The sequence below is a fragment of the Elusimicrobiota bacterium genome (assembly GCA_016180815.1).
GTDB lineage: Bacteria > Elusimicrobiota > Elusimicrobia > JACQPE01 > JACQPE01 > JACPAN01.
This window is the reverse complement of the sequence record JACPAN010000011.1, coordinates 21,399-42,612: the sequence shown is the minus strand read 5'-3', so window position 1 is coordinate 42,612 and position 21,214 is coordinate 21,399. Positions and strand designations below refer to the sequence as shown.

Sequence of the window (21,214 nt, the reverse complement as noted above, 5' to 3'; positions counted from 1 at the left end):
GTTAACAGGAGAAACGCGAAGAAACAACGATTCTGTTTCAACGGCAGGGGAGCGAAAGCGAGATTAAAGCCGGTAATTGGCGAGTTCGGATTGGGCCTGGGCCGCGGCTTCGGCCAGGGGCACGCGCTTGGGGGCTCCGTTTCTCAACTTCAATTCCGCCTGATTGTCTTTTAAGGTCCGGGAGCTGACCCTCACGCCAAGAGGGATGCCCAGCAAATCAGCGTCTTTAAATTTGACTCCGGCCTGCTCATCCCGGTCGTCAAGAAGCACTTCAAGCCCGGCTGCTTTCAAGCCCTCGTAAATGGATTCAGCCTCTTTTCTGATGCGCTCATCTTTGGTGATGTCGATGGCCGTGACAATGATCTGATAAGGGGCCATGGTCCTAGGCCAAATAATCCCGTCTTTATCCGAGCTTTGCTCGACCGCGGTGGCCACAATGCGGGAAACGCCGATTCCGTAGCAGCCCATAATCATTGGTTTGGCTTTGCCCTGAGGATCAAGGTAATTGGCTTCCAGCGCGACAGAATATTTGGTCCCCAGTTTGAACACATGCCCCACTTCAATGCCTCTGAGAAAGGCGAGGTTCCCCTTTCCGCAGCGCGGGCAAGCGTCTCCTTCCATGGCCAAACGCAAATCAGCAAATAGATCAGCGTCAAAATCACGGCCATACTGCAAATGTTGCGTATGAAAATCTTTTTTATTGGCGCCGGAAACCCCGTCCGTCACGGTTTTAACCGCGTGATCGCCGATGACCACGGCCTCGGCATTGGTTTTCTTGGCCCGGGCGCTTAAACCCTGGGGCCCGGCAAAGCCTACCGGCGCGCCGCAGAGTTTTTCATACTCGGCCTCTTCCATGCGTTTTAAATCCCCGGCTTTGAGCGCGCGCCGCAATTTCGCTTCGTTCAACTCGTGATCCCCGCGCAACAGGCAGACCACCGGTTTTTTGGCATCCGCCCAATAAAACAGAGTTTTGACGAAACGATTTTTCTCGGTTTTTAAAAATTTGGCCACGTCCTCGACGCTATATAAGCCCGGCGTCGCAAAATCCTCCGGACCCGGGACATCAGATGTCGAACTTTGAACGCCGTTTTCACCGCATTCCGCGCGCTCCAAATTAGCCGCGTAATCACAACCCGTGCAATAGACAATCAGGTCTTCCCCGGTCTCAGCCAACACCATGAACTCATGGGAAAAACTGCCGCCGATGGGCCCTGTTTCCGCCTCAACCGCCCGGTATTTAAGACCCAGCCGGTCAAAAACCTTGCAATACGCGCCTTTGATCTCATCGTAATAACGCTCGGCATCCGCCTCATCCGCGTGGAACGAGTAAGCGTCTTTCATAATGAATTCCCGGCCGCGCAACAAACCGAAGCGAGGCCGGATTTCATCGCGGAATTTAGTGCCGATTTGATAAAGCATCAAGGGCAAGGAACGCCAGGAGCGAACATTGCGCGCAACCAAGGTGGTAATGACTTCCTCGGCCGTCGGGGAAAGGCAGAACTCGGCGTCTTTTCTGTCTTTGATCCTGAGCAATTCTTTGCCGTATTTCTGCCAGCGCCCGGACTGCTCCCAAAGCTCTTTTGGCTGGACCACGGGCAACAAAACCTCCTGCCCGGCGATGGCGTTCATTTCCTCGCGGACGATGCCCTCCACCTTCTTTAAAACGCGCAGGCCCAGAGGCAGCCACTCGTAAATGCCGCTGGCCACCCTGCGGATGAACCCGCCGCGCAGCAACAGCTTATGGGAAATCGTGTCCGCTTCAGCGGGGTCGTCGCGCAGGGTAGGAATAAAGGCTCGGGAAAAACGCATGGGCGGACAGTTTACTTGGCGGGCTGTTGCTCAGCCGGCGGCTGGGATGATTCGATGACTTGCCCGAACTCGCCTTTGGCCTTGGCCGCGCGATTGGCCCACATTCTGGCCAAATCATTGTAAAACGCGAACAGAAAAATGGGGATGAGAATCGCCATACCCACGGTATTGGCGCGCACCAGCACCCGGCGGGTGATTTTCTTCCCGGCAATCGCTTCCCACAAATACAGCAGCACATGCCCGCCGTCTAACAGCGGGATCGGGAACAAATTGAATAAACCGATGGCCACCGAAATCGCGGCCAGCAGCGCCAGGAAATTATCCACACCCGAGCGCGCGGCCTGATTCATCATGGTGACGATGCCGACAGGGCCGGCCAAATCCGGTTTTTCCCATTTCTTGAATTTATCCCACAGATAGGACAGGGAAGAGAAGCTCCAATGGTACAGCTCCTTGACGCTTAAAACCGCAGCCGTGAACAACCCCTCTTTTTTGCGAATGACCTCCGGCATAATGCCGATCAAGCCGATGCCGCGGCCAGGGTCTTTTCTCGGAACAACGTTCACGGCCAGGGATTCCCCCGCGCGCTTGATGTTTAGGGTCAAATCCTTTTCCGCGTGCGCATGGATGTATTTGGATAGCTCATCCCAGGTCGCCACAACGATCTGCTCTTTCTTGGCCTTGGCCAGAACGCTTTCCACCCGGTCCCCGGCTTTAAGCCCGGCCGCTTCCGCAGGCGAGCCGGTCATGACCACGCCTACGGCCGGCTCTTTGGAGAGCTCCGGCGTCCCAAACCACCAAAACCCAAACCAGAACAGCACAAATGAAAAAACGTAATTCATCCACGGTCCGGCCAAAGCGACTAGAATGCGCGCCTTCCAGGACTTGGAAAAAAACTCGTCTTTGGCGCCGGTGATTTCCTCCGGGTCTTCTCCCGCGGGCTTGACGAATCCGCCTAAGGGAAAAGCGCAAATCGAGTAGCGGGTCTCGCCGCGCGTGAAGCCCACGATTTCCGGCCCGAAGCCGAACGCGAAACGCAGCACGCGAATGCCCACCATGCGGCAACAGATAAAATGCCCAAACTCGTGAAAGAACACAACCAAACCCAGAGCCAAAATAATGCTTAACGCGATCATGATTGCTTAACCCTCTCCCTTAAGGCCGTTTCTTTGGCCCATTTGAACACGGATAAGCCGAACTTCAAATCCGATTGGCGCTTGGCTTTCAGCGAGGCCCAATGCCGGGAAGCGGCGGCCACGGTCTCGCGCAAAAGCCCGGGCATGTCCTGAAATCCGATGCGTCCGGCCAGAAAACTCTCCACCGCCGCCTCATCCGCGCCCATGAGCGCGGCTCGCGCGATCAAACGTTGCGGCTCTTTTTGAACTTTAGCCACGTCTAAAGCGATTTTCAGACACGGAAAACGCTCAAAATCCGGCTTGTCAAACGTCAACTGCGCCAAATCCTGTGGCCCGATATGATTGACCACGCCGTTGGCGTCGAATCCCTGGGGCCAGAGCAAACCGTAATGAATCGGCAATTTCATGGTGGCCGGGCCCAATTGCGCCAGAATCGAGCCGTTTTTCATGGCGACCATGGAATGAATCACGCATTGGGGATGAATCAAAATTTCTATTTTTGAGGACGGCATATTGAACAAATTATTAATTTCCATCAGTTCCAAGGCTTTGTTCACCAACGTCGCGGAGTCAATGGTTATCTTTTTACCCATTTTCCAGACCGGGTGATTCAACGCCATTTCAGGGGTAATTTTGTCCCAAGGAACGGGCTTTCGGTAAAAAGGCCCGCCCGTGGCCGTCAAATAAATTTTATCGACCGAGCCCTTGGTGTCCAAGCTGCCGTTTAAGCATTGAAAAATCGCGGAAGGCTCGGAGTCCAGCGGGATAATCGCATGAGCGTTCTTAGAGGCTAAACGCCGGTAGGCGTCGCCGAAAGTGACCATGGGCTCTTTGGAGGCGACTAAAATCTTAATGCGCCGGTCCGAGCGCAGACAAAGCGCCTCAATGGTCAAAGCCGCCAGCTCAAAATCGGAAAGAACCACCACCGCGATATCGATGGGCTCGGACGATAAAAAACCGAGCAAATCCCCCCGGCTCTGCAACAGCTTGGTCTTTCGGGACAGGGTTTTTTTGGCTTGTTTAAAGGCTTCGGGCTTATCCAAATACAAACATGAGGTCCCCAGGCTTTTGGCCTGGGCCAACAGGGCAGGCCAGGAGCCTGCGGCCGCCAGCAATGACACGCTGAAACGCGCCGGCTTCTCCGCCAAAAGCACTTCAACCGTGCTTTTACCGACGGAGCCGGTGCTGCCTAAAATAACGACGTTTTGGATTCCCATCACTTAAAATCGGAAGGCTACATAATAGTATAGCAAGGGCGCCGTCAGCAAAAAGGAATCAAAACGGTCCAGGAACCCGCCGTGCCCGGGCAGCGAGTCCGCGGAATCCTTCACTTTGGCTTCCCGTTTTAACACGGATTCAACCAAATCGGATAATTGCCCGATAATGCCCACGCCCAAGCCGCCCAAGACCGCCACTTCCCCATAAGCCAAGCCCTGAGCCCTGAAAAACAGCACCCATAGCCCGCTCGCCGCCAAAGCGCCGCCCACCACCCCGCCGAAGAGCCCTTCCACGGTTTTCTTGGGGGAAACGCGGGGCGCCAATTTTCTCGACCCCAATTTAAGCCCCACAAAATAGGCCATGGAATCCGCGACCCAAATGGTGATGAACAAAAACAACACCCATTCGCGGCCCAACGGCACCAAGTCCCTCAGCAAGGCCAAATGCGCCATGGGCCACATCACGAAAACAATGGCGAATAGAGTAACCGCCGAGGATACGAGAGAACGGCTGTTCACATAGAAAAGCTCGACCGCGGTCAAGGTCACGGTCGCCACCGTCAAGCCCAAGCCCAAGAGCGACGGGTGATGCAGAAGAGGCACATACCTGGGCTGGGCATGGGCCGGCAAAATGAACAACGCGAACAACAAAACGGCCATGGCATAGCCCAGATAAACACGGGGCGGGTACCCGATTTTTTTAAATAAATCGAAGGCTTCGCGCAGGGCCAACAGCCCCACGCCCAAGGTAAAAATCGCGAACGTCAACCCGCCGGTATGAACGGCGAAAAGAACCAACGGGATGCCGACGATAGCGGTTAAAACGCGGGGCAACAGCATGCCGAGCTATTCTATAAACTCTCGCCAAGCGGCCTAAGCAAACGGCAGGCCTCAAATACATCCGTCCATTCATCTCCGGAATGCCCCAGGCGAATCAGCAGTCCTTGCAAAGCGCAGGCATAGCGCCAATTGCCCGCATTCGCCTTGGCGGCCCTTTCCCCATGGCGCAAGGCCTCTTCGCCGTTGCCTTGGCGCTCGTAAAAAAGCATCAGCTCATATTGAGTCATTGGGTCGTCGGCATAACGACGGTCCGCTAAATCCAAATATTCCTCTGCGGCGCGGTGATGACCCATTTCCAAATGTAAATCAGCCAGGGCGATCAACCCGCGCCCGTCCTTTAAACCGATGGCCGCGACATTCAAATGATTCAAGGCAGATTCCCGGTCTCCGGTTCGCCGCGCCAGAAGCCCGGCGTAATAACGCAGCAAACCGTTTTTATGATTAATTTTCCAAGCCTGTTCCAAAGCCTTTGCGGCCGCATTTAAATCATTCATGTTCATCAGAGCCCAGGCCAAACCGATATAAGGCGCTTCCTTGGCTTTTTCCTTGTCCTTGCCCGCGATCACCCGCTGATAAACCTCGACCGCAAGCGCGTATTGACCGGCGCGGACCAAGGCATCGCCTAAATCAAGCTGTTTTTCCACCCAATCAGGGTAAATCCTGGCGATGATATCCCTGGCCGCCACTTCCCGATAGAAATACCCCGAGCTCAAAAAATAACCGGCCAAGGCATGCTGCAAATAATAATTTTCGATGGGACCCACGCTCACGGGATCGAGCTTGTACGCGGCCACAAACGAGGCATTGGCCAAATTCCAATTTTTCTCCCACTCGAGCAGCCCCATTCCGTAATGGGCCAAAGCATGGCCGGGGTTCAACTCGAGCGCTTTCTTGAACATATCACGCGCCCATTGGGGACGATTCAAACCCTCAGCGTAACAAACGCCCAGGTTATGCCAGATATCCGCGTCCCAGGGGTCTTCTTTGGAGGCCTTCTCCAAATGACGCTCCGCTTGTTTCCATTCTTTTTTATCGATTAATTCCAAGGCCAACGCCTTTTCTTTTTTAGCCGCTTCCTGGCGATGCTGATACGCTTTCTGGCAGCCGCCGAAAATCAAAGCCGCGAAAAGGACCAACTTCAGTCTTTCCACAGAAAATCCTCGTGACCGTTCCACTTCTTCGCTTCTTCTTCAAAAAGCTGCTCGGCCGTTTCATAAACATCTTGCAAACGGCTGGGCCAATTTTGATCCTGGCTGATTCGCCCCATGCGCCGCAACAAATCCAAACGCCCGGAATCAACCCGGAACGCGGACTCATAATCCGCGAAGGCCTGTTCCGGGTAGCCCAGCTCCTCATAAACCTGGCCCCTCAATACCAAGGCATCGGTATAAAACGGGTCCAGCCTAAGCGCGGCATTCAACAAATCCAAGGCCCTGGTTTGTCCGCCTGAGTTATACAACCGGCGCGCATTCACCAATTCAACTTCGCCGCCGCTGACCGCGCCTTTGGGCATTTTGCCCTCCAGCGCCTCAAGCTCCATCAGACGCCGGCCCACTTGCTGCCGGGCCTGGACCCTGATGGTTTGAGCCAGTTCCTCATCCAAACCTTCCAATAACATCAAAACTTCCAATTGAATTTTGGGATTCCCGGAGGTTCCGGCCTCAACCAACGCTTCCTTGGCCGCCGGACCCAAACCTTTTAATCCTTCTTTCGCGGCCTCAAAAATATTTTTATCCGCACACGCCAAGGCCTCGGTCAGGACTTTCGCGGCGCGGGGGTCCTTGATTTTCCCCAAGGCTTCCACCGCTTTCCAGCGCACCTTCGGGTGCAGTTCCTGCCGGAAAACATCGATCAAACGATCGACGGCCTCCGGATCGCCGATTTTGCCCAAGGCCTGGGCCGCTTCCCGGCGCACCCACTCCCAGGAGTGATTCAGCGGCAGCATGACCATATAGGTCTTTTCCGTTTTTATTTCGGCCAGCGACCGCAGCGCGGCAATGACCACGGATCCGTCCTGATCCAGCAAGGACGGGGTGATATGCGCTTGGGCCTCTTTGCCCAAGCGCCGCTGGAGCCAATAAACGGCTTCTTTGCGAATCCAATAATCCGGGGATTTCAACGCTTCCAGGATGAGCGGCTTATCCTGCTTGGTTCCCAGCACCATCAGCGTCCAAAACCCGAAATGAGCGACGCGCGGGGATTGCGCCTGGCTTAAACCGGCCATATAGGCGCGAAACGGCAAAACAAAAGGAAAGGCGATGACGAACGCCAGCATCAAAAGCGAAAGGACCATGGAAAACCCGGAAAAAGAAAGTAGGGTAACGCGCAGCCAATAGGGAAAGTGTTTAGGGTTCAAACGCCGCCGAAGCGGCGGTCGCGGCGCTGGTATTCGAGCAGCGCGTCGAGAAAATGCTCCCGCCGGAAATCAGGCCACAGGATTTTTATGAACACCAATTCCGCGTACGCGGCCTGCCATAAAAAGAAATTCGAAATCCGGTTCTCCCCACTGGTGCGCACCAATAAATCGACCGGCGGCAAATCCCCGGTCAACAAAAGCTTCTGGAACTCTTCTTCCGTGACCGGGCCGCCGCCGGCGCGCCGGGACTCCGCGATTTTGTCGGCGGCCTGAAGGATATCCTGCTTGCCCCCGTAATTCACCACCAAATTCAAAATCAGGCCGGTGTTACCGGCCATCAGCTTCATGGCTTCATCAATGGTGGCGTTCAACCAATCGGGCAGCCGGTCCCGTTCCCCGCAAAGCCGCAGGCGCACATTATTTTGATTCATATCCTGCATTTCATCGCGCAAAGTCCGGTCGAACAAGCGCAGCAAAAACTCGACTTCTTCTCTGGGCCGGGACCAATTCTCGGTTGAGAAAGCGAATAAGGACAAAACTTTAACGCCCAATTCCCCGGCTGTTTTAACCGATTCCCGGACGCTTTCCGTGGCATGCTGATGCCCCAAAAACCGCTGCCAGCCCTTTTGCCTGGCCCAACGCCCGTTGCCGTCCATAATGATCGCCACATGGGCCGGAATCCGGGTCAAATCCAAATTCCGGTAAAGCCCAGGGTATTTCTCAAAATAGGAAGGCACGGACGCCCCGGCAACGCTTGTTTTATTCGCGGTCACGGACATACTTTATCATGTTCAACCCCCAGGAAAATCAGCCTCGTCTTGCATCAAAAGCCTTCTCAAGGCAAGCTTTCCTTGTGGGTTCAAAACTCCGAATCCTTCTTGCTTCTTTAGCCTTTGCTCTAGTTTCAAAACCCGTCCAGGCCCATGGCGGCGGACGGGACAAGCTGGGCTGCCATCATGACCGCAAAGCAGGCGGTTACCATTGTCACAAAGGACCGCTGGACGGACGCTTGTTCAAATCAAAGGAAGATGCTCTCGAAGCGCTGGGCACATCCCAGGAATCTCCGCCTCCCCCCAAACAAAAAATCCTTCCGGGCTACTACACAATGGAAACCGATGAAAAAACCAAGGTCCGACGCGTGGTTGACGGCGACACCTTGGTCCTTGAAGACGGCAGAAAAGTGCGCCTCATCGGGGTGGACACCCCGGAACTGCATCATCCTAAGAAACCGGTGCAATACTACGCCAAAGAAGCCAAGGATTTCGTCGAAGCCCTGGTCGAAGGAAAAGCCGTGAACCTGGCTTTGGACCCTGATAACACCTACGTCAAACACAAAGACAAATACGGACGGCTTCTAGCTTATGTTTTGCTGCCGGACGGCGATATCCTGAACGCCAAAATTATCCGCGAAGGCTACGGCTTCGCCTACACCAGATTCCCGTATAAATTGATGGACAATTTCAGGGCCCTGGAGAAAGAAGCCCGGGAAAACAAACGCGGGCTGTGGAAATAGACTCCTTTTACAGGGCGTCTAAGGCTTTTTTTATCTCCGGGTCATTGATCCCGGAGATTGTGGTTGACAACGAAGAACAGCCTTCGCAAAGGCGATTATTCAGCGCGGATGATAAAAACAAATCCTGCGCCGTCTTTGTCCTTAACCATGGGCGTGCGGAAAATTTGCACGTCCAAAGTTTTCCGGCCGCAGCGCCAACGGCATATCAAGGGTTTGTCTCTTAAAATCCTTGCCGCAGCATTGGCGGGGTGCTTGCTCCAAGGCAAGGGTTTCCCCGATGTCTCCAGGCGCATCACTTTCTTAAGCGGCGTGCCCAGAAGTTCCAAACGCCGGCGCTGCGCCATGCGCTCAAAGGCGGCATTGCACCATTGGATTTCTCCCTTGGCGTTGGTGTAAAGCATGGCCTGGGCAATGGCATTTAAGGCCATCTCCAGCTTGCCTAAGGACCTGCGCAGTTCCTCAATAAGCTGATTTGGGTCTGCGGTCATCGGGGCGGAACCTCGCGAATCGTGGCGCCGAAAAACCACTCGCCGCCGTGCCTTTCTCCGACAATAAAATGCTCGGCGATAAACTCGCGTCCCGCTTTATTGACGGCCTTAAGCCGGATCGGTTGATTCAGAAGCCGGGGCTGATTGGTCACCAAGAGGCGGGAAAAACCGGCTTGATGGGCCTCTCGCAAACTGGGCGGAATGATGATCGTGAGAGGTTTGCCGAACACTTCCGCCGATGTCCAGCCGAAAAGCCGCTCAAATTCCCGGTTAACCCGAGTAATCAACCCGTGGCTATTAACCATAACCACAGGGAGTTGGTCTTCAGCCTCAATATCCGCCAGGCGGGCCATTGGAAAAGCTTACTATTTTAAATCTGGCTCCTTTGTTCTGGGATTTCTTGAGCAAAATGGTTCGCTGATTTGTTTGCCGGATTAACGCTGACCGCGTAGCCGTCTGGTTAATTCCACGACCCCGGCTCCGATTAAACCCCCGGCTAACCCCCATCGGGCGCCCATGGGGAAGGAACCGATTTGCCGGTCAATAATAGCCGTCCCGAGGCCCACCGCAACGCTGGAAACAGCGGCGGAAAGGCCCAGGCTGGGGCCGACGCCGATTTTGTCTCTGAGCGCCCCGTGCGTGAGAGCGCCGCCGAATCCTCCCAAGCCGCCGCCCATGAACCTGAAGCTAAAAAGCAAAAAGTCGAATTCCTGTCCGGGAATCTTCCGGAAAGCGCCCCCGAAACCATATTTGCGGATGTTGCCGACCACAGGAGGAACCATGCTCACAGCCAGCGCGCCCGCCACTGCGCCCGCCGGAGGCTCAATAAAAACCCGTTGCAGCCGGCCGGCGCTGCGAAAAGGCCGAACCGCGGACGCGGTTACTGTCGCATCGGAGCCGGTTGCGCGCGCCGATCCCTCCATACGTTGAGCGCTGTTATGATACGCCGCCCAAATCAATTCTTTGTCCAAGCCTCTCGAATTTTTCGAAAGCCCGGGCGCCGCAAAACCGTTGACTGCCGCTGCTGCAATGGCGATGAAGGCGCTTGCCGATATTCTCATGATGCCTCCTTGGTTAATTTCATTCGCGATCGAAGCGTTCTCATTTTGACAAAAGGCGGCAATCCCGCCGTAGGTCTTGAAGGAATAAACCGGAGGACTTTAGGCCCGTGGCGCTGATGTTTACCAATAAACCAGCTAAAGTTTCATCTCATGAAACCAAAACAATACCGTTCAGCACATCGTCTTAATATACGCATAAATTGCGTATATTAAGACTTGAATTTGCGTAGAATACGCCTTATAATATACGCATAAAATGCGTAGATTAAATCAATATATTCATCAACTGCTCGACTGGCCAAAATTTCATTGGAAACAAGAGATTATCGCAACGCCCTTGGCTGGCGTGCGCCACCGCCAAGGCCGACTGCTCGGTCGAATGGACGGTCTCGGCTTTCCCCAGCAAAACGAGACCGTGCTGCAGGCGCTCACGCTCGATGTTATAAAGTCGAGCGAAATCGAAGGTGAAGTGCTCAACACGGAGCAAGTGCGCTCCTCGATCGCGCGGCGGCTCGGCATGGATATCGCCGGCTTGACGCCTGCGGATCGCCGCGTCGACGGCGTGGTTGAAATGACCCTGGAGGCGACGCAAAATTACGATGAGCCGCTGACGAAGGAACGCCTGTTCGGCTGGCATCAGGCGCTCTTTCCTCTGGGCGTTCCGGGCGCATCCAAAATCAAGATCGGCGCCTGGCGCGACGATGCCAAAGGCCCGATGCAGGTCATCTCCGGCGCGATAGGCCATGAACGCGTGCATTATGAGGCTCCGGCGGCTAGAAAACTGGACTCCGAAGTGACCGCCTTCCTTGATTGGGCGAACCGAACTGGAGACGTCGATCCGGTTTTAAAAGCCGCCCAAGCCCACTTATGGTTTGTCACCGTCCATCCTTTCGATGACGGCAACGGTCGCATCGCCCGCGCGATCGCGGATTGGGCGTTGGCTCGATCCGAGAACAGCCCGCAGCGCTTCTACAGCATGTCGGCGCAAATACGCCGTCAACGCAAAGAGTATTACGACATCCTGGAAAACACGCAGAAAGGCACGCTCGACGTGACCGAGTGGATGTTATGGTTCTTAAACTGTCTCGATCGAGCCATTGCGGGGACGGAGAGCTCGCTGGCGTCGGTCTTTAAGAAGGATCAATTTTGGAAAACTCACGCCGCAACAGCGCTTAACGAACGCCAGCGCCTGATGTTAAACAAACTGCTCGACGGCTTTGAAGGCAAGATGACGTCGTCTAAATGGGCGGCGCTGACCAAGTGCTCACACGATACGGCGCAACGCGACATTGTCGATTTGATTAATCAAGGTATTTTGGTTAAAGACAAAGCCGGCGGCCGAAGCACGAGTTACTCTCTGAAGACGACGCCTGCCCCTTAAACCAGGACGACTTCGCGCTTTTGCTCTTGAGTCTGAGGCGGTGGGATGATTTCCAAAAAAGCCCTGGTCTTAAGCGCATAAAAAACACGTACCAAGAAATCCAGGCTCGGGACCCGCTCATCTTCCAAACTTTCAGCGCGGGCAATCACCGACTGCGGCACGCCCACCTTATCCGCCAGTTGTTTCTGCGTCAATTTTTCAGCCTCTCGCAAAGATTTGATCTGGTAAGCCAGTTCGCTGCGGATTTTATAGACCAAATAGTGCTTGCGGTACTGAGGATCATCCAGCTTGCCCTGTATGGTTGATTTGAGCGTTTCGCCGTATCTGGCGGCCTCTTCTCGCACTACCCCCCTCCTTACACGACGGCTAATGCGGCTCATTGCATCGCACCTCCTCCATAGCTAATCATTAAAACTGACGCAGGCGATTTACCGCCGCTTGAATGTCCCCCTGAGGAAGTTTCCATTGTTTCTTCTTGAGATACCGAAGCAAAATCAAAATGGGCAGACCCTCCGGCGACTTCTCGGGAGCGTAACCGAACAAAAACCGATGTTCCGAGCCAAAGGCCTTAATCTTAAGTTCATAAATATTATCCGCTCCTTTTACCTTCTCAAAATTAGCTCCGAGAGCTTGAAATCCGTATGTTTCCACTTTTTCCAATATTGCATCTATTTTGGCCCGCTCCTGAGACTGCTTAACTTCCTTTTCATATTCTTTCTTGGCTGCCGGAAAGAAAACGATTTGAAATTTTGCCGAGGAGCCTAAATCGCTCATAACAATATTATAGCCAAATGGCTATATTAGCAATAGGTAGTTTTTTAAAAGACAGGGAGCGGCCAATTTGTCATGGACCGATTGCAATGTTTCCCTGGCAAATGCCGGCCTCCTTTTTCCTCGCCTTTTTTTCGTCTACAGCGATTTAACTATTTTATAGCTATAATATAGTAGTGAAATTAGAGCCGGACTTCGCCGCGCTTGCCTGGCTCGAAAAATTAATACCCGAAACGGAAACTTTTGATTGGGATGACGGCAATATCGACAAAAATAGAAAACATGGGATACCTGATGAAGAGATCGAATCTCTGCTGAACCAAGATGAATATATTTTTGCAGGGGAAATCATAAAACCGGCCCATCCCGAATGGCGAGGGCTGATCTTGGGACAAAGCGACGAAGGACGGTTTTTGGCTCTATTTACCAAACGCGGAGAAAAACTCAGGCCGATTTCATGCCGGCTAATGCGAAAAGAGGAACGGAGGTTCTATGAAAAAACAGTCCAAAAAAAAGACTAGGGACGCGCAACTGGAAGAATTTGAAAAAAAAGATTTAGGCCGCTCTGTCAGAGAAAGCGCCTCGGCCTATGTCGTTCGCCCCAAAATTCGACAAATGCCGACTTCGTTGCTTTTAGACCCGGCTTTTATCGCCAAACTCAAAGAGAAAGCCGCCAAGCGCGGCATCGGGTATCAAACAATGCTCAAAATCATCGCCTATGAGCATATAGACGATTACTGAAAACTAGAAAAACCAGCCTGCCCCCTTTTCGTTAACTCTCTCTATCGACAAATCCAAAAGATAAATGACCATAAGAAGGTTGTGCCACATATGCTTTGTGAAGCCGAAAAGCTTCAAGATGAACTTGCCAAATTCTTTCTCTAAGTTTAACCGATGGATTATCCAATTTTTCTCCAATAAATCGCAGAGATGATTTCTTTAGGTTTCTAAAAATTTTGTTGGATTCTGCTTTTACTTCTGCTTTTGAAATAGATTCGAGAGCGAATACAGCATTTGCTCGCTTGATTATCTGCGCGAGAATCTGATCTTCGGTAATATCAATAATTGATCCTTTCTTATGTCCCGTCCGAATAGCAATCAAGTATTGTTCAACAACAAATTCTCGGCAATTCATGTCCACGTACCAATCTGCCTTTGCATGCAGGGCCATCATACGTTGACTCTCTCGCTGGCGGACATCTGAAATGATCTCCATGGTTCCCAAAGAAATAGATTGAGTCAATTCTTGAACGTAATCTTCTGGATCATTTTTCAGAATGTTTTTTTGATAGAGCAGAGAAAATGAAGGGGTTGTGCTGCCAGATAACCGGACGCGATAAAATATCTCGTCGAAAAGAATGAGGAGTGCGTCGACCCCATTATTATGGCCGCTAATCAATAACTTATGAGAAAACGACCGATTTTTAGGAAAGTGTTGTTGAATAAGTTTTCTACCCTCATAAATATTTTCCAAAAAGAAACAGCACCTAACAGTTGGGGATATGGCGTAACGTGCATACTGGAGTCCTGCCGAAATATTAATTTTGCTTATGATGTCAGGCTTCTTTAGATATAAATATTCTAAAGAAATTTTAACGACTGATCGGAATTCTGCTTCATCTATCAGCGGCGCTTTATGGAGATAAACTTGATCGTGAGGAGTCGGTTGATAAATCGTTTCTTTCGCTTTACGCCCGATACTCTTTAGAATCTTCTGCGCATGTTCTTCGCTATTTGCTTTGATAGAAAAATTTCCATCCGAGTTCTTTTTCACGTCAGCTTTTTCCAGCTTGCCAACCATACCTGGTTCCATGCGTAATTTTTTTTGATCGGTCTTTCCCCACACGGTGTATGTAGGAGCTGGTCGTTTTAAAACAGGTCCAAGTGAATTCAAAATATGGCAATACTTGTTTGCCGTAATAAGATCTATAGATTGCCCAAAGTGTTCATTACAAGAAAGACAGGTAATCTTGTCGGAGGATAGGGTGCCACCCAATGATTCCGTAATAATATGCTGTCGCTTAGTTAAATTATTTAGAGGGGTAGAACAAAATAAACATCTAGATGATAATGACATTGAATTTTAAAATAGCATACCGCCAAAAAACTTACGCTGCATACCAAAGGGATAAATAAACTTCTAGCGGCCTAAACTTCCAGGATTTCTTTTTCTTTGGCGGCTAGGAGGCTATCAACGTCTTGGATGAGTTTGTTGGTGAGGCCGTCGAGTTCGTGCTGGCGGCGGAATTTTTCGTCTTCGGTAATCTTTTTTTCCTTCAAGGGCTTTTGAATCGCTTCTTCCTGCGCGTCGCGGCGGGCGTTTCTCACCTTGACCCTGGCGGCTTCGGCGTAGTTTTTGGCGACTTTGATGTAGTCTTTGCGGCGTTCCTCGGTTAATGCCGGGAACGCGATGCGCAGCACCGTGCCGTCATTGGTGGGCGTGACGCCTAAATCTGATTTCTGAATGGCTTTTTCGATGTCCCCGGCCACTTTGGGGTCCCAGGGGCGCACCTCCAAGGTGCGGGCGTCCAGGGAGCCAACGGACGCCACTTGATTGATGGGCATTTCAGCGCCGTAGGTCAAAACCTTGATTCGCTCCAGCATGGACGGGGAGACGCGGCTGGTACGGATGGACATGAATTCCTGCCTTAACTGATCCAACGCTCCTTTAGCGGCTTGAGCGAATTTCTGAAAATGAGCCGGGGCTTGCATAAGAATCAGTTGATGAGGGTGCCCACTTTTTCGCCTTTGACGGCTTTAGTGATATTGCCGTTGACGTTTAAGTCGAAAACCAGAACGGGGATTTTATTATCCATGCAGAGCGTGAAGGCCGAGGTATCCATGATTTTTAGTCTCTTAGTGATCGCTTCTTCAAAACCCAATGTATCATACTTTTTGGCCTTGCTGTTTTTCTTTGGATCATCGGTGTATACGCCGTCGACTTTGGTGGCTTTCAACAAAATCTGGGCGTCGACTTCGATGGAGCGAAGGGCCGCGGTTGTGTCCGTGGTGAAATAAGGCGAGCCGATGCCGCCCGCGAAAATCACGACCCGTCCTTTTTCCAAATGCCGAACCGCGCGCCGGGGGATATAAGGCTCAACCAGCTTATTGATCTCAATGGCGCTTTGAACGCGGGTGGGCACCTGCCGTGATTCCAAGGCATCTTGAAGAGCCAAGGCGTTGATGACGGTGGCCAACATGCCCATATTATCCGCGGTCACGCGATTGACGTCCGGGATTTGGTTTTCCCCGCCCCGCCAGATATTGCCGCCGCCGATGACAATGGCCAATTGCACGCCCACTTTATAAGCGTTAACCAATTCAGCGCAAATTTTGGCGATAGCGCCGGGATGAATGCCGTGGTCTAAATCGCCCAACAAAGCCTCGCCGGAGAGTTTAACGAGAACCCGGCGGTACTTTGGCTCAGGCACTATTGGTGGTGGAGGAGGTTGAGGCGGTTTCTTCGCCGACTTGAAAGCGCGCGAAGCGCTTTAAGACGACGTTTTCGCCCACTTTAGCGATGACGCGGGCGATCAGATCGCCCACTTTTGTTTTTCCGGAGCTATCCCGGACGGAGAGCTGCTCTAAAAGACAAAAATCAGAATAAAACTTGTTCAATTTGCCCTCGACGATTTTATCCAGAGCAGCGGCCGGTTTGCCGGTGGCTGCGGCCTGCTGGCGGTAAATCTCTTTTTCTTTCTCAAGAATCGCGACAGGCACGTCTTCACGGCGAAGCCAGCGGGGATTAGCGGCCGCGATCTGAAGGGCCAGCTCTTTGGTCAATTCCTGGAAATCGGTTGATTTGGCCACGAAATCTGTTTCGCAATTCAACTCAAGCATCACGCCGACTTTCCCGCTGTGATGCACGTAGGTGCCGACCAAACCGTCGGCTGCGGTGCGCCCGGCTCTTTGCGCGGCGGAAGCCAAACCTTTCTTTCTTAAAACCTCGACGGCTTTCTCAAAATCGCCGTTGGTCTCTGCCAGGGCTTTTTTGCAATCCATGAACCCCGCGCCTGTTTTTTCGCGGAGCTTGGCGACTTGTTCGGCGGAAATCGGCGCGCTCACGGGCATTAGCTGGAAGCCTCCGTTCCCGGAGCCGGCGCCACGGGCACTTCGGCCGGGGAAGAACTTGAATCCGCGGCTACGCCGGCCACAGCCATGGCTTCGGCGGTTTCAGGCGGCTTGTTCCGGGCTTTGGCGTCGATGACGGCCTGGGCCACGGATTGGGTGAAAAATCGGATGGAGCGAAGCGCATCGTCGTTGCCGGGGATCGGAAAATCGATCAGGTCCGGATCCGCGTTGGTGTCGCAGATGCCCACAATGGGAACCCGCGTGCACTGAGCTTCGTTGGTGGCGGTCACTTCTTCGGTGGTGTCAACGATAAAAAGGGCATCCGGAATGCGCCTCATGAGTTTGACGCCTTCGTATTTATTTTTCAAGGATTCGAACTCGCGGGTAAATTTGCGGCCCTCTTTTTTATTCAAGATGTCCAGAATGCCTTCGTTCAACATTTTTTCCATCTCGAGCAAACGGTCGATGGATTTCCTGACCGTGGCGAAATTGGTGAGCGTGCCGCCGATCCAGCGGCTGGTGACGTAAAACTCGCCGCAGCGCTGGGCCTCGGCCTTGACGGTTTCCTGAGCCTGACGCTTGGTGCCGACGAAGAGAATCTTGCCGCCCTTGAGCGCCACTTCTTCGGCGAAACGGAGCGCGCGCTTTAATTCTTTGGCGGATTTCTGGAGATCGATGATATGGATGTTATTGCGGGACCCGTAAATGTATTTGGCCATTTTCGGGTTCCAGCGACGCGTCTGGTGCCCGAAATGGGCCCCGGCTTCGAGCATCGCTTTAATCGATATCTGTTGCATTTGTTTGTGTCAGCAATTATAGCATGCGAAAAAATATCAATCCGAGTTCCGGGACAGACAACAAGACGCCCAGGTTATTAAGGAACGCCGTGGTAACGGCAGATTGCCTACTTATCCGGTGTACTTGCTTCTTCGTTCTTCAACTCTTTCCGGAATGTCCGGACCGCTTCCCCAACGGATTTCGCCAATTGAGGCAAACGGCTCGGTCCAAAAATCAGCAGAGCGGCCGCTCCAATCAGGAGAATTTCGCCCCAGCCTAGGTTGAACATTGCCTTTATTATAAATCATTTCCGGTGAAACCTATCATGCGGGATGGGACTTGGAGCTCGGGGTTTTGGAATTAGACCGCTGATTCCGGAAAAATCTTGCCTGGGTTAAGGATATTGTTGGGATCGAACAGAGTTTTGATCCGGCGCATGAGTTTGATTTCAACAGGGCCCAGGCCCATGGGTAAGTATTCTTTTTGAATCCAGCCGATGCCGTGCTCCCCGGAAATATTGCCGCCTAAACGCACGGTTTCCGTAAAAATCTCCCGAATGGCGGACGCGGACTTGAGTTTCCAAGCGCCTTCATCGAGTTCCCCCCTCAATAAATTGACATGAATATTGCCGTCGCCCGCATGGCCGTAACAAACGGATTCAAGGCCGTGGCGCTTGGAAATGTCTTTCACCAGGCCCACCAGCTCAGGCAAGCGGGTGCGGGGGACCACGGTGTCTTCCTCTTTATAAATCAATTGCTTGACCGCCTCGCCGATAGAGCGGCGCAAATTCCAAATCTCTTTTTGTTTTTCCGCGGAGTCGCAGGTGAGCACATCCAAAGCATTGTATTCGGCCAAAATCTCTCCCACGATTTCGGATTCTCTTTCCAAAAGGGCCTGGTCATTACCGTCCAATTCGACCAGAAGGCAGGCCTGGGCCGAGCCCCTTGAAGGAAACTGCCTGCTCAAACGCTTCTCCACGATTTCCATGGATGATTTTTCCATGAACTCGCAGGCCGCAGGCATGATGCGCCGGGCAAAAATTTTAGTGAGCGCGACCGCCGCGTCATCCAAGGCCGGGAACGGGGCGTAAAGCAGACGCCGGTATTGCGGCAACGGGATCAGCTTTAAAATAATTTTGGTGACGATAGCGAGCGTGCCTTCCGAGCCGACCAAGAGCTGGGTCAAATTGTACCCGGTCACGTCTTTTAAAAGCTTGCCCCCGGTTTTAATGATTTCACCCGAGGGCAGCACCGCTTCCAAGCCCAGGACATAGTCTTTGGTGACGCCGTATTTCAAGGCATGGGGCCCGCCCGCGTTTTCCGCCACATTGCCGCCTAATTGGCACGAGCCCCGGCTGGCCGGGTCCGGCGGGTAATAAAGCCCGGCTTTCTCGACTTCGTTTTGAAGGATTTCGGTGATCACGCCGGGCTCGATGACCGCCATCAAATTTTCCCGGTCGATTTCCAAAATCTGATTCATGCGCTCGACGCTAAGCGCGATGCCTCCAAACACAGGAAGGGCGCCGCCGGATAACCCGGTTCCTCCGCCTCTGGGCGTGACCGGGATGCGCGCCTCATCGGCCAGTTTTAAAATCCGGCTGATTTCTTCGGCCGTGCGCGGCTTAACCGCAACTTCGGGTGGAAAAACAAGATGCTCGGTCGAATCCCCGCCGTAAAGGCGGCGATCCTGATCCGAAGTCAACACATGGGCGTCGCCGGCAATACGGCGAAGCTCGCCGATAATTCTTGGAGTTGCTTTGTTGTATGCGGGCTTCAAACCGCGGGCTGGGCGATCAAAGCGGCCAGCGTCGCTTCGCGCTCCGGAGCCATGGACATCAAGGTATCCAAGCGGCGCTCGATTTCTTCGCGGCTGGCGGCCAGCAAACCTTCCACGCTTAAAGCGGAAATAGCGAATGAGGACATCACATTGCCCACGGACAAAGCCTTTTTGATCAGCGCGGGCCGGAAAGGCTCCGGCTCCGCAGCCATGGTGCCCAAAAATCCGCCCGCGAACGAATCGCCGGCGCCGGTGGGATCAACGACCTCATAAGCCGGAAAAGCGGGGGACCAGAAGCATTGCCCGGTTCGGCTGTCATAGGCCATGGCCCCGTGTTCGCCTGATTTGATAACCACCAAACGGGGGCCCCAAGCGCTGATGGCGCGGGCCGCCCGCAAAACCTTGGACTCACCGGAAAAACGCTTGGCCTCTTTTTCATTCAAAAAGAACACATGGACCTTGGCCAATAATTTTCTCAAGGCCTCGGGTTTCAAACTCAGCCAATGATCGATGGTGTCCGCCGCCACCAGGCGCGGCGATTTCATTTGGGTTAAAACATCGGCCTGAAGATCGGGATCGATATTGCCCAGAAAAACGACGTCTTCTTCAAGAAAACCCTGGGGGAGTTTGGGCGAGAACTCGGCGAACACATTCAAGTTGGTGGACAAGGTTTTGGCTTCGGAAAGATCGTGAGTATATTCCCCTTCCCAGGAAAAGGTCAGGCCGGCTTTACGCTCCAACCCGCCTAAATCCACGCCCCGGCCCTCCAGAAGGCTGACCGCGTCCGCCGGAAAATCTTCGCCCACAACGCCCACCAAGCGCGCGTTGGTGAACGTGGATAAACTCAAGGCCGAATAAACGGCTGAGCCGCCCAACACTCGACGGCGATTGATTTTCGGAGTAGAAATAACGTCAAGCGCGACCGAACCCACCACAACAATGCCCATTGTTGACCCTCTCTCCTTAAGCCTTATCCCCAACCGTGCCGGTCAAGGATCTGCTTCAAGGCCTCGGGACCCGGACGCAGTTCCTTTTCCGCCAACTGGTTCAAGGGTTCATCCGTAATATTTTCGATTTCGTGAAGATCTTTTTTATCGGGATTTACATACAACATGCCGGTCAACAACGCCCCCTCTTGTTTGGACCGGGCCAAGGCCTCGATGGCGGCCAGACGATTGGTCGGATCATAATCGCGGCCTAATTTTTTCAACAAAAGATGCGACCCGTCGGCCATGGTGACTTCCTTGCTCGTGCCGGCGGGATAATCCACCTGGACTTCCTCATAAAAAGGAATGAAATCAAGGGCATGCAGCGGCTGGTCCGTTTTCTGAACATGGGCGTAGCTTCTGGTCGAGCCCTCGTGATTGTTGAAGGTCACGCACGGGCTGATGATATCGATTAATGCCGTGCCCTTGTGGCTGATGGCGGCCTGCAGCAACGGAACCACTTGTTTGGCGTCGCCGGAAAACGAACGGGCCACGAACGAGCAGCCGAGCTCGATGGCCAAGCTGCAGCAGTCGATGGAATCGTACTCATTGACCGCGCCCCATTTCTGTTTTGAGCCCCGGTCCGAGGTGGCGGAGAACTGTCCTTTGGTCAAACCGTAAACGCCGTTGTTTTCAATGACATAAATCATGGACACATTCCTGCGGATTAAATGGCAGAACTGGCCCAGGCCGATGGCCGCGGTGTCTCCATCGCCGGAAACGCCCAAAACGAACAGGCTTTTGTTGCCCAAACGCGCTCCGGTCGCCACCGAGGGCATGCGCCCGTGGATCGCGTTCAAACCGCAGGAGCGCGACATAAAATAAGCCGGGGTTTTCGATGAGCAACCGATGCCGCTCATTTTCGCCACGCGATGCGGATCGACGCCGAAATCATAAAAAGCGTTCATGATATGGCGGGAAATCGTGTCATGGCCGCAGCCCTGGCACAGCGTGGAAGGCGCGCCTTTATAGGCCTCCATGCTCAAACCCAGCCTGTTGGTTCCGTTCTGAACGGTTTTGACTTCGGGCATG

The 21,214-nt window shown here is 53.1% G+C and carries 25 protein-coding genes; 4 read left to right on the top strand and 21 right to left on the bottom strand.

Annotation, left to right across the window (positions count from 1 at the left end):
* Positions 1-63: 63 nt before the first annotated feature.
* The 7 genes from HYT79_06055 to uppS are packed head-to-tail and all read right to left on the bottom strand — an operon-like array spanning position 64 to position 8,137.
* On the bottom strand, positions 64-1,809 hold the full coding sequence (locus tag HYT79_06055; protein ID MBI2070148.1) for a proline--tRNA ligase: 1,746 nt from the start codon (positions 1,807-1,809) through the stop codon (positions 64-66).
* Between the two features lie 11 nt (positions 1,810-1,820).
* Positions 1,821-2,945, bottom strand: coding sequence for a site-2 protease family protein (locus tag HYT79_06050; GenBank protein ID MBI2070147.1), 1,125 nt, complete (start codon positions 2,943-2,945; stop codon positions 1,821-1,823).
* Positions 2,942-4,165, bottom strand: a complete 1,224-nt coding sequence (locus tag HYT79_06045) for a 1-deoxy-D-xylulose-5-phosphate reductoisomerase (protein ID MBI2070146.1) — start codon at positions 4,163-4,165, stop codon at positions 2,942-2,944. Before HYT79_06045 ends, HYT79_06050 begins: the two co-directional genes overlap by 4 nt.
* A complete protein-coding gene (locus HYT79_06040; protein ID MBI2070145.1) occupies positions 4,166-5,002 on the bottom strand; it encodes a phosphatidate cytidylyltransferase in 837 nt (278 codons plus the stop codon). It abuts the gene before it with no gap.
* An 11-nt stretch (positions 5,003-5,013) separates the two neighbouring features.
* On the bottom strand, positions 5,014-6,153 hold the full coding sequence (locus tag HYT79_06035; protein ID MBI2070144.1) for a tetratricopeptide repeat protein: 1,140 nt from the start codon (positions 6,151-6,153) through the stop codon (positions 5,014-5,016).
* Positions 6,141-7,295: a HEAT repeat domain-containing protein gene (locus HYT79_06030; GenBank protein MBI2070143.1), complete on the bottom strand. Its 1,155-nt coding sequence runs from the start codon at positions 7,293-7,295 to the stop codon at positions 6,141-6,143. The genes HYT79_06035 and HYT79_06030 overlap by 13 nt, the downstream gene beginning before the upstream one ends.
* Before the next feature lie 59 nt (positions 7,296-7,354).
* Positions 7,355-8,137: a di-trans,poly-cis-decaprenylcistransferase gene (uppS, locus tag HYT79_06025; protein MBI2070142.1), complete on the bottom strand. Its 783-nt coding sequence runs from the start codon at positions 8,135-8,137 to the stop codon at positions 7,355-7,357.
* Positions 8,138-8,211: 74 nt separating this feature from the next.
* On the opposite strand from uppS, the gene HYT79_06020 reads away from it, so the two are divergent.
* Positions 8,212-8,871 carry a thermonuclease family protein gene (locus HYT79_06020; GenBank protein MBI2070141.1) on the top strand — a complete coding sequence of 220 codons (660 nt, stop codon included), beginning with the start codon at positions 8,212-8,214 and terminating at the stop codon, positions 8,869-8,871.
* 95 nt (positions 8,872-8,966) lie between these two features.
* Here HYT79_06020 and HYT79_06015 read toward each other — a convergent pair whose 3' ends face one another.
* From HYT79_06015 to HYT79_06005, 3 genes are all read right to left on the bottom strand, one after another.
* Positions 8,967-9,359: a PAS domain-containing protein gene (locus HYT79_06015; protein MBI2070140.1), complete on the bottom strand. Its 393-nt coding sequence runs from the start codon at positions 9,357-9,359 to the stop codon at positions 8,967-8,969.
* Positions 9,356-9,712 carry a PAS domain S-box protein gene (locus HYT79_06010; protein MBI2070139.1) on the bottom strand — a complete coding sequence of 119 codons (357 nt, stop codon included), beginning with the start codon at positions 9,710-9,712 and terminating at the stop codon, positions 9,356-9,358. The genes HYT79_06015 and HYT79_06010 overlap by 4 nt, the downstream gene beginning before the upstream one ends.
* 81 nt (positions 9,713-9,793) lie before the next feature.
* Positions 9,794-10,420, bottom strand: coding sequence for a hypothetical protein (locus tag HYT79_06005; GenBank protein MBI2070138.1), 627 nt, complete (start codon positions 10,418-10,420; stop codon positions 9,794-9,796).
* A gap of 256 nt (positions 10,421-10,676) precedes the next feature.
* Between HYT79_06005 and HYT79_06000 the strand changes: the two genes are divergently transcribed.
* Entirely contained in the window at positions 10,677-11,801 is a 1,125-nt protein-coding gene (locus HYT79_06000; GenBank protein ID MBI2070137.1) for a Fic family protein, read from the top strand.
* Here the strand turns inward: HYT79_06000 and HYT79_05995 are convergent.
* Together HYT79_05995 and HYT79_05990 are read right to left on the bottom strand one after the other, a co-directional pair.
* A complete protein-coding gene (locus HYT79_05995; GenBank protein MBI2070136.1) occupies positions 11,798-12,145 on the bottom strand; it encodes a helix-turn-helix transcriptional regulator in 348 nt (115 codons plus the stop codon). The two genes, HYT79_06000 and HYT79_05995, sit on opposite strands and share 4 nt — an antisense overlap.
* A 64-nt stretch (positions 12,146-12,209) precedes the next feature.
* Positions 12,210-12,575 carry a type II toxin-antitoxin system RelE/ParE family toxin gene (locus HYT79_05990; GenBank protein MBI2070135.1) on the bottom strand — a complete coding sequence of 122 codons (366 nt, stop codon included), beginning with the start codon at positions 12,573-12,575 and terminating at the stop codon, positions 12,210-12,212.
* A 173-nt stretch (positions 12,576-12,748) separates the two neighbouring features.
* On the opposite strand from HYT79_05990, the gene HYT79_05985 reads away from it, so the two are divergent.
* Both HYT79_05985 and HYT79_05980 read left to right on the top strand, forming a co-directional pair.
* Positions 12,749-13,093, top strand: coding sequence for a BrnT family toxin (locus HYT79_05985; protein ID MBI2070134.1), 345 nt, complete (start codon positions 12,749-12,751; stop codon positions 13,091-13,093).
* Positions 13,065-13,313: a hypothetical protein gene (locus HYT79_05980; protein ID MBI2070133.1), complete on the top strand. Its 249-nt coding sequence runs from the start codon at positions 13,065-13,067 to the stop codon at positions 13,311-13,313. Before HYT79_05985 ends, HYT79_05980 begins: the two co-directional genes overlap by 29 nt.
* A 31-nt stretch (positions 13,314-13,344) precedes the next feature.
* Here the strand turns inward: HYT79_05980 and HYT79_05975 are convergent, their stop codons facing one another.
* From HYT79_05975 to HYT79_05935, 9 genes are all read right to left on the bottom strand, one after another.
* Positions 13,345-14,649, bottom strand: coding sequence for a hypothetical protein (locus HYT79_05975; protein MBI2070132.1), 1,305 nt, complete (start codon positions 14,647-14,649; stop codon positions 13,345-13,347).
* Positions 14,650-14,720: 71 nt separating this feature from the next.
* Complete coding sequence (frr, locus tag HYT79_05970; protein ID MBI2070131.1) at positions 14,721-15,284, bottom strand: ribosome recycling factor; 564 nt, start codon at positions 15,282-15,284, stop codon at positions 14,721-14,723.
* A 5-nt stretch (positions 15,285-15,289) separates the two neighbouring features.
* Positions 15,290-16,003, bottom strand: a complete 714-nt coding sequence (locus HYT79_05965) for a UMP kinase (protein ID MBI2070130.1) — start codon at positions 16,001-16,003, stop codon at positions 15,290-15,292.
* On the bottom strand, positions 15,996-16,643 hold the full coding sequence (tsf, locus tag HYT79_05960) for a translation elongation factor Ts (protein ID MBI2070129.1): 648 nt from the start codon (positions 16,641-16,643) through the stop codon (positions 15,996-15,998). Before tsf ends, HYT79_05965 begins: the two co-directional genes overlap by 8 nt.
* Complete coding sequence (gene rpsB / locus HYT79_05955) at positions 16,643-17,440, bottom strand: 30S ribosomal protein S2 (GenBank protein MBI2070128.1); 798 nt, start codon at positions 17,438-17,440, stop codon at positions 16,643-16,645. The genes tsf and rpsB overlap by 1 nt, the downstream gene beginning before the upstream one ends.
* A 107-nt stretch (positions 17,441-17,547) precedes the next feature.
* Entirely contained in the window at positions 17,548-17,709 is a 162-nt protein-coding gene (locus HYT79_05950) for a twin-arginine translocase TatA/TatE family subunit (GenBank protein ID MBI2070127.1), read from the bottom strand.
* 71 nt (positions 17,710-17,780) lie between these two features.
* Complete coding sequence (locus tag HYT79_05945; GenBank protein ID MBI2070126.1) at positions 17,781-19,196, bottom strand: FAD-binding protein; 1,416 nt, start codon at positions 19,194-19,196, stop codon at positions 17,781-17,783.
* Positions 19,193-20,143 (bottom strand): sugar kinase, encoded by a 951-nt coding sequence (locus HYT79_05940; GenBank protein MBI2070125.1) that lies wholly within the window; start codon positions 20,141-20,143, stop codon positions 19,193-19,195. The genes HYT79_05945 and HYT79_05940 overlap by 4 nt, the downstream gene beginning before the upstream one ends.
* A gap of 23 nt (positions 20,144-20,166) precedes the next feature.
* Positions 20,167-21,213 carry a 2-oxoacid:ferredoxin oxidoreductase subunit beta gene (locus HYT79_05935; GenBank protein ID MBI2070124.1) on the bottom strand — a complete coding sequence of 349 codons (1,047 nt, stop codon included), beginning with the start codon at positions 21,211-21,213 and terminating at the stop codon, positions 20,167-20,169.
* Between the last annotated feature and the right edge of the window lies 1 nt (position 21,214).

Excerpts from the sequence above, each read along its gene's own strand:
- HYT79_06055 (MBI2070148.1), bottom strand. The coding sequence starts at position 1,809 with ATGCGTTTTTCCCGAGCCTTTATTCCTACCCTGCGCGACGACCCCGCT.
- HYT79_06050 (MBI2070147.1), bottom strand. The coding sequence starts at position 2,945 with ATGATCGCGTTAAGCATTATTTTGGCTCTGGGTTTGGTTGTGTTCTTT.
- HYT79_06040 (MBI2070145.1), bottom strand. The coding sequence starts at position 5,002 with ATGCTGTTGCCCCGCGTTTTAACCGCTATCGTCGGCATCCCGTTGGTT.
- HYT79_06030 (MBI2070143.1), bottom strand. The coding sequence starts at position 7,295 with ATGGTCCTTTCGCTTTTGATGCTGGCGTTCGTCATCGCCTTTCCTTTT.
- uppS (MBI2070142.1), bottom strand. The coding sequence starts at position 8,137 with ATGTCCGTGACCGCGAATAAAACAAGCGTTGCCGGGGCGTCCGTGCCT.
- HYT79_06015 (MBI2070140.1), bottom strand. The coding sequence starts at position 9,359 with ATGACCGCAGACCCAAATCAGCTTATTGAGGAACTGCGCAGGTCCTTA.
- HYT79_06010 (MBI2070139.1), bottom strand. The coding sequence starts at position 9,712 with ATGGCCCGCCTGGCGGATATTGAGGCTGAAGACCAACTCCCTGTGGTT.
- HYT79_06005 (MBI2070138.1), bottom strand. The coding sequence starts at position 10,420 with ATGAGAATATCGGCAAGCGCCTTCATCGCCATTGCAGCAGCGGCAGTC.
- HYT79_06000 (MBI2070137.1), top strand. The coding sequence starts at position 10,677 with ATGCGTAGATTAAATCAATATATTCATCAACTGCTCGACTGGCCAAAA.
- HYT79_05990 (MBI2070135.1), bottom strand. The coding sequence starts at position 12,575 with ATGAGCGATTTAGGCTCCTCGGCAAAATTTCAAATCGTTTTCTTTCCG.
- HYT79_05980 (MBI2070133.1), top strand. The coding sequence starts at position 13,065 with ATGAAAAAACAGTCCAAAAAAAAGACTAGGGACGCGCAACTGGAAGAA.
- HYT79_05975 (MBI2070132.1), bottom strand. The coding sequence starts at position 14,649 with ATGTCATTATCATCTAGATGTTTATTTTGTTCTACCCCTCTAAATAAT.
- frr (MBI2070131.1), bottom strand. The coding sequence starts at position 15,284 with ATGCAAGCCCCGGCTCATTTTCAGAAATTCGCTCAAGCCGCTAAAGGA.
- tsf (MBI2070129.1), bottom strand. The coding sequence starts at position 16,643 with ATGCCCGTGAGCGCGCCGATTTCCGCCGAACAAGTCGCCAAGCTCCGC.
- rpsB (MBI2070128.1), bottom strand. The coding sequence starts at position 17,440 with ATGCAACAGATATCGATTAAAGCGATGCTCGAAGCCGGGGCCCATTTC.
- HYT79_05950 (MBI2070127.1), bottom strand. The coding sequence starts at position 17,709 with ATGTTCAACCTAGGCTGGGGCGAAATTCTCCTGATTGGAGCGGCCGCT.
- HYT79_05940 (MBI2070125.1), bottom strand. The coding sequence starts at position 20,143 with ATGGGCATTGTTGTGGTGGGTTCGGTCGCGCTTGACGTTATTTCTACT.
- HYT79_05935 (MBI2070124.1), bottom strand. The coding sequence starts at position 21,213 with ATGCCCGAAGTCAAAACCGTTCAGAACGGAACCAACAGGCTGGGTTTG.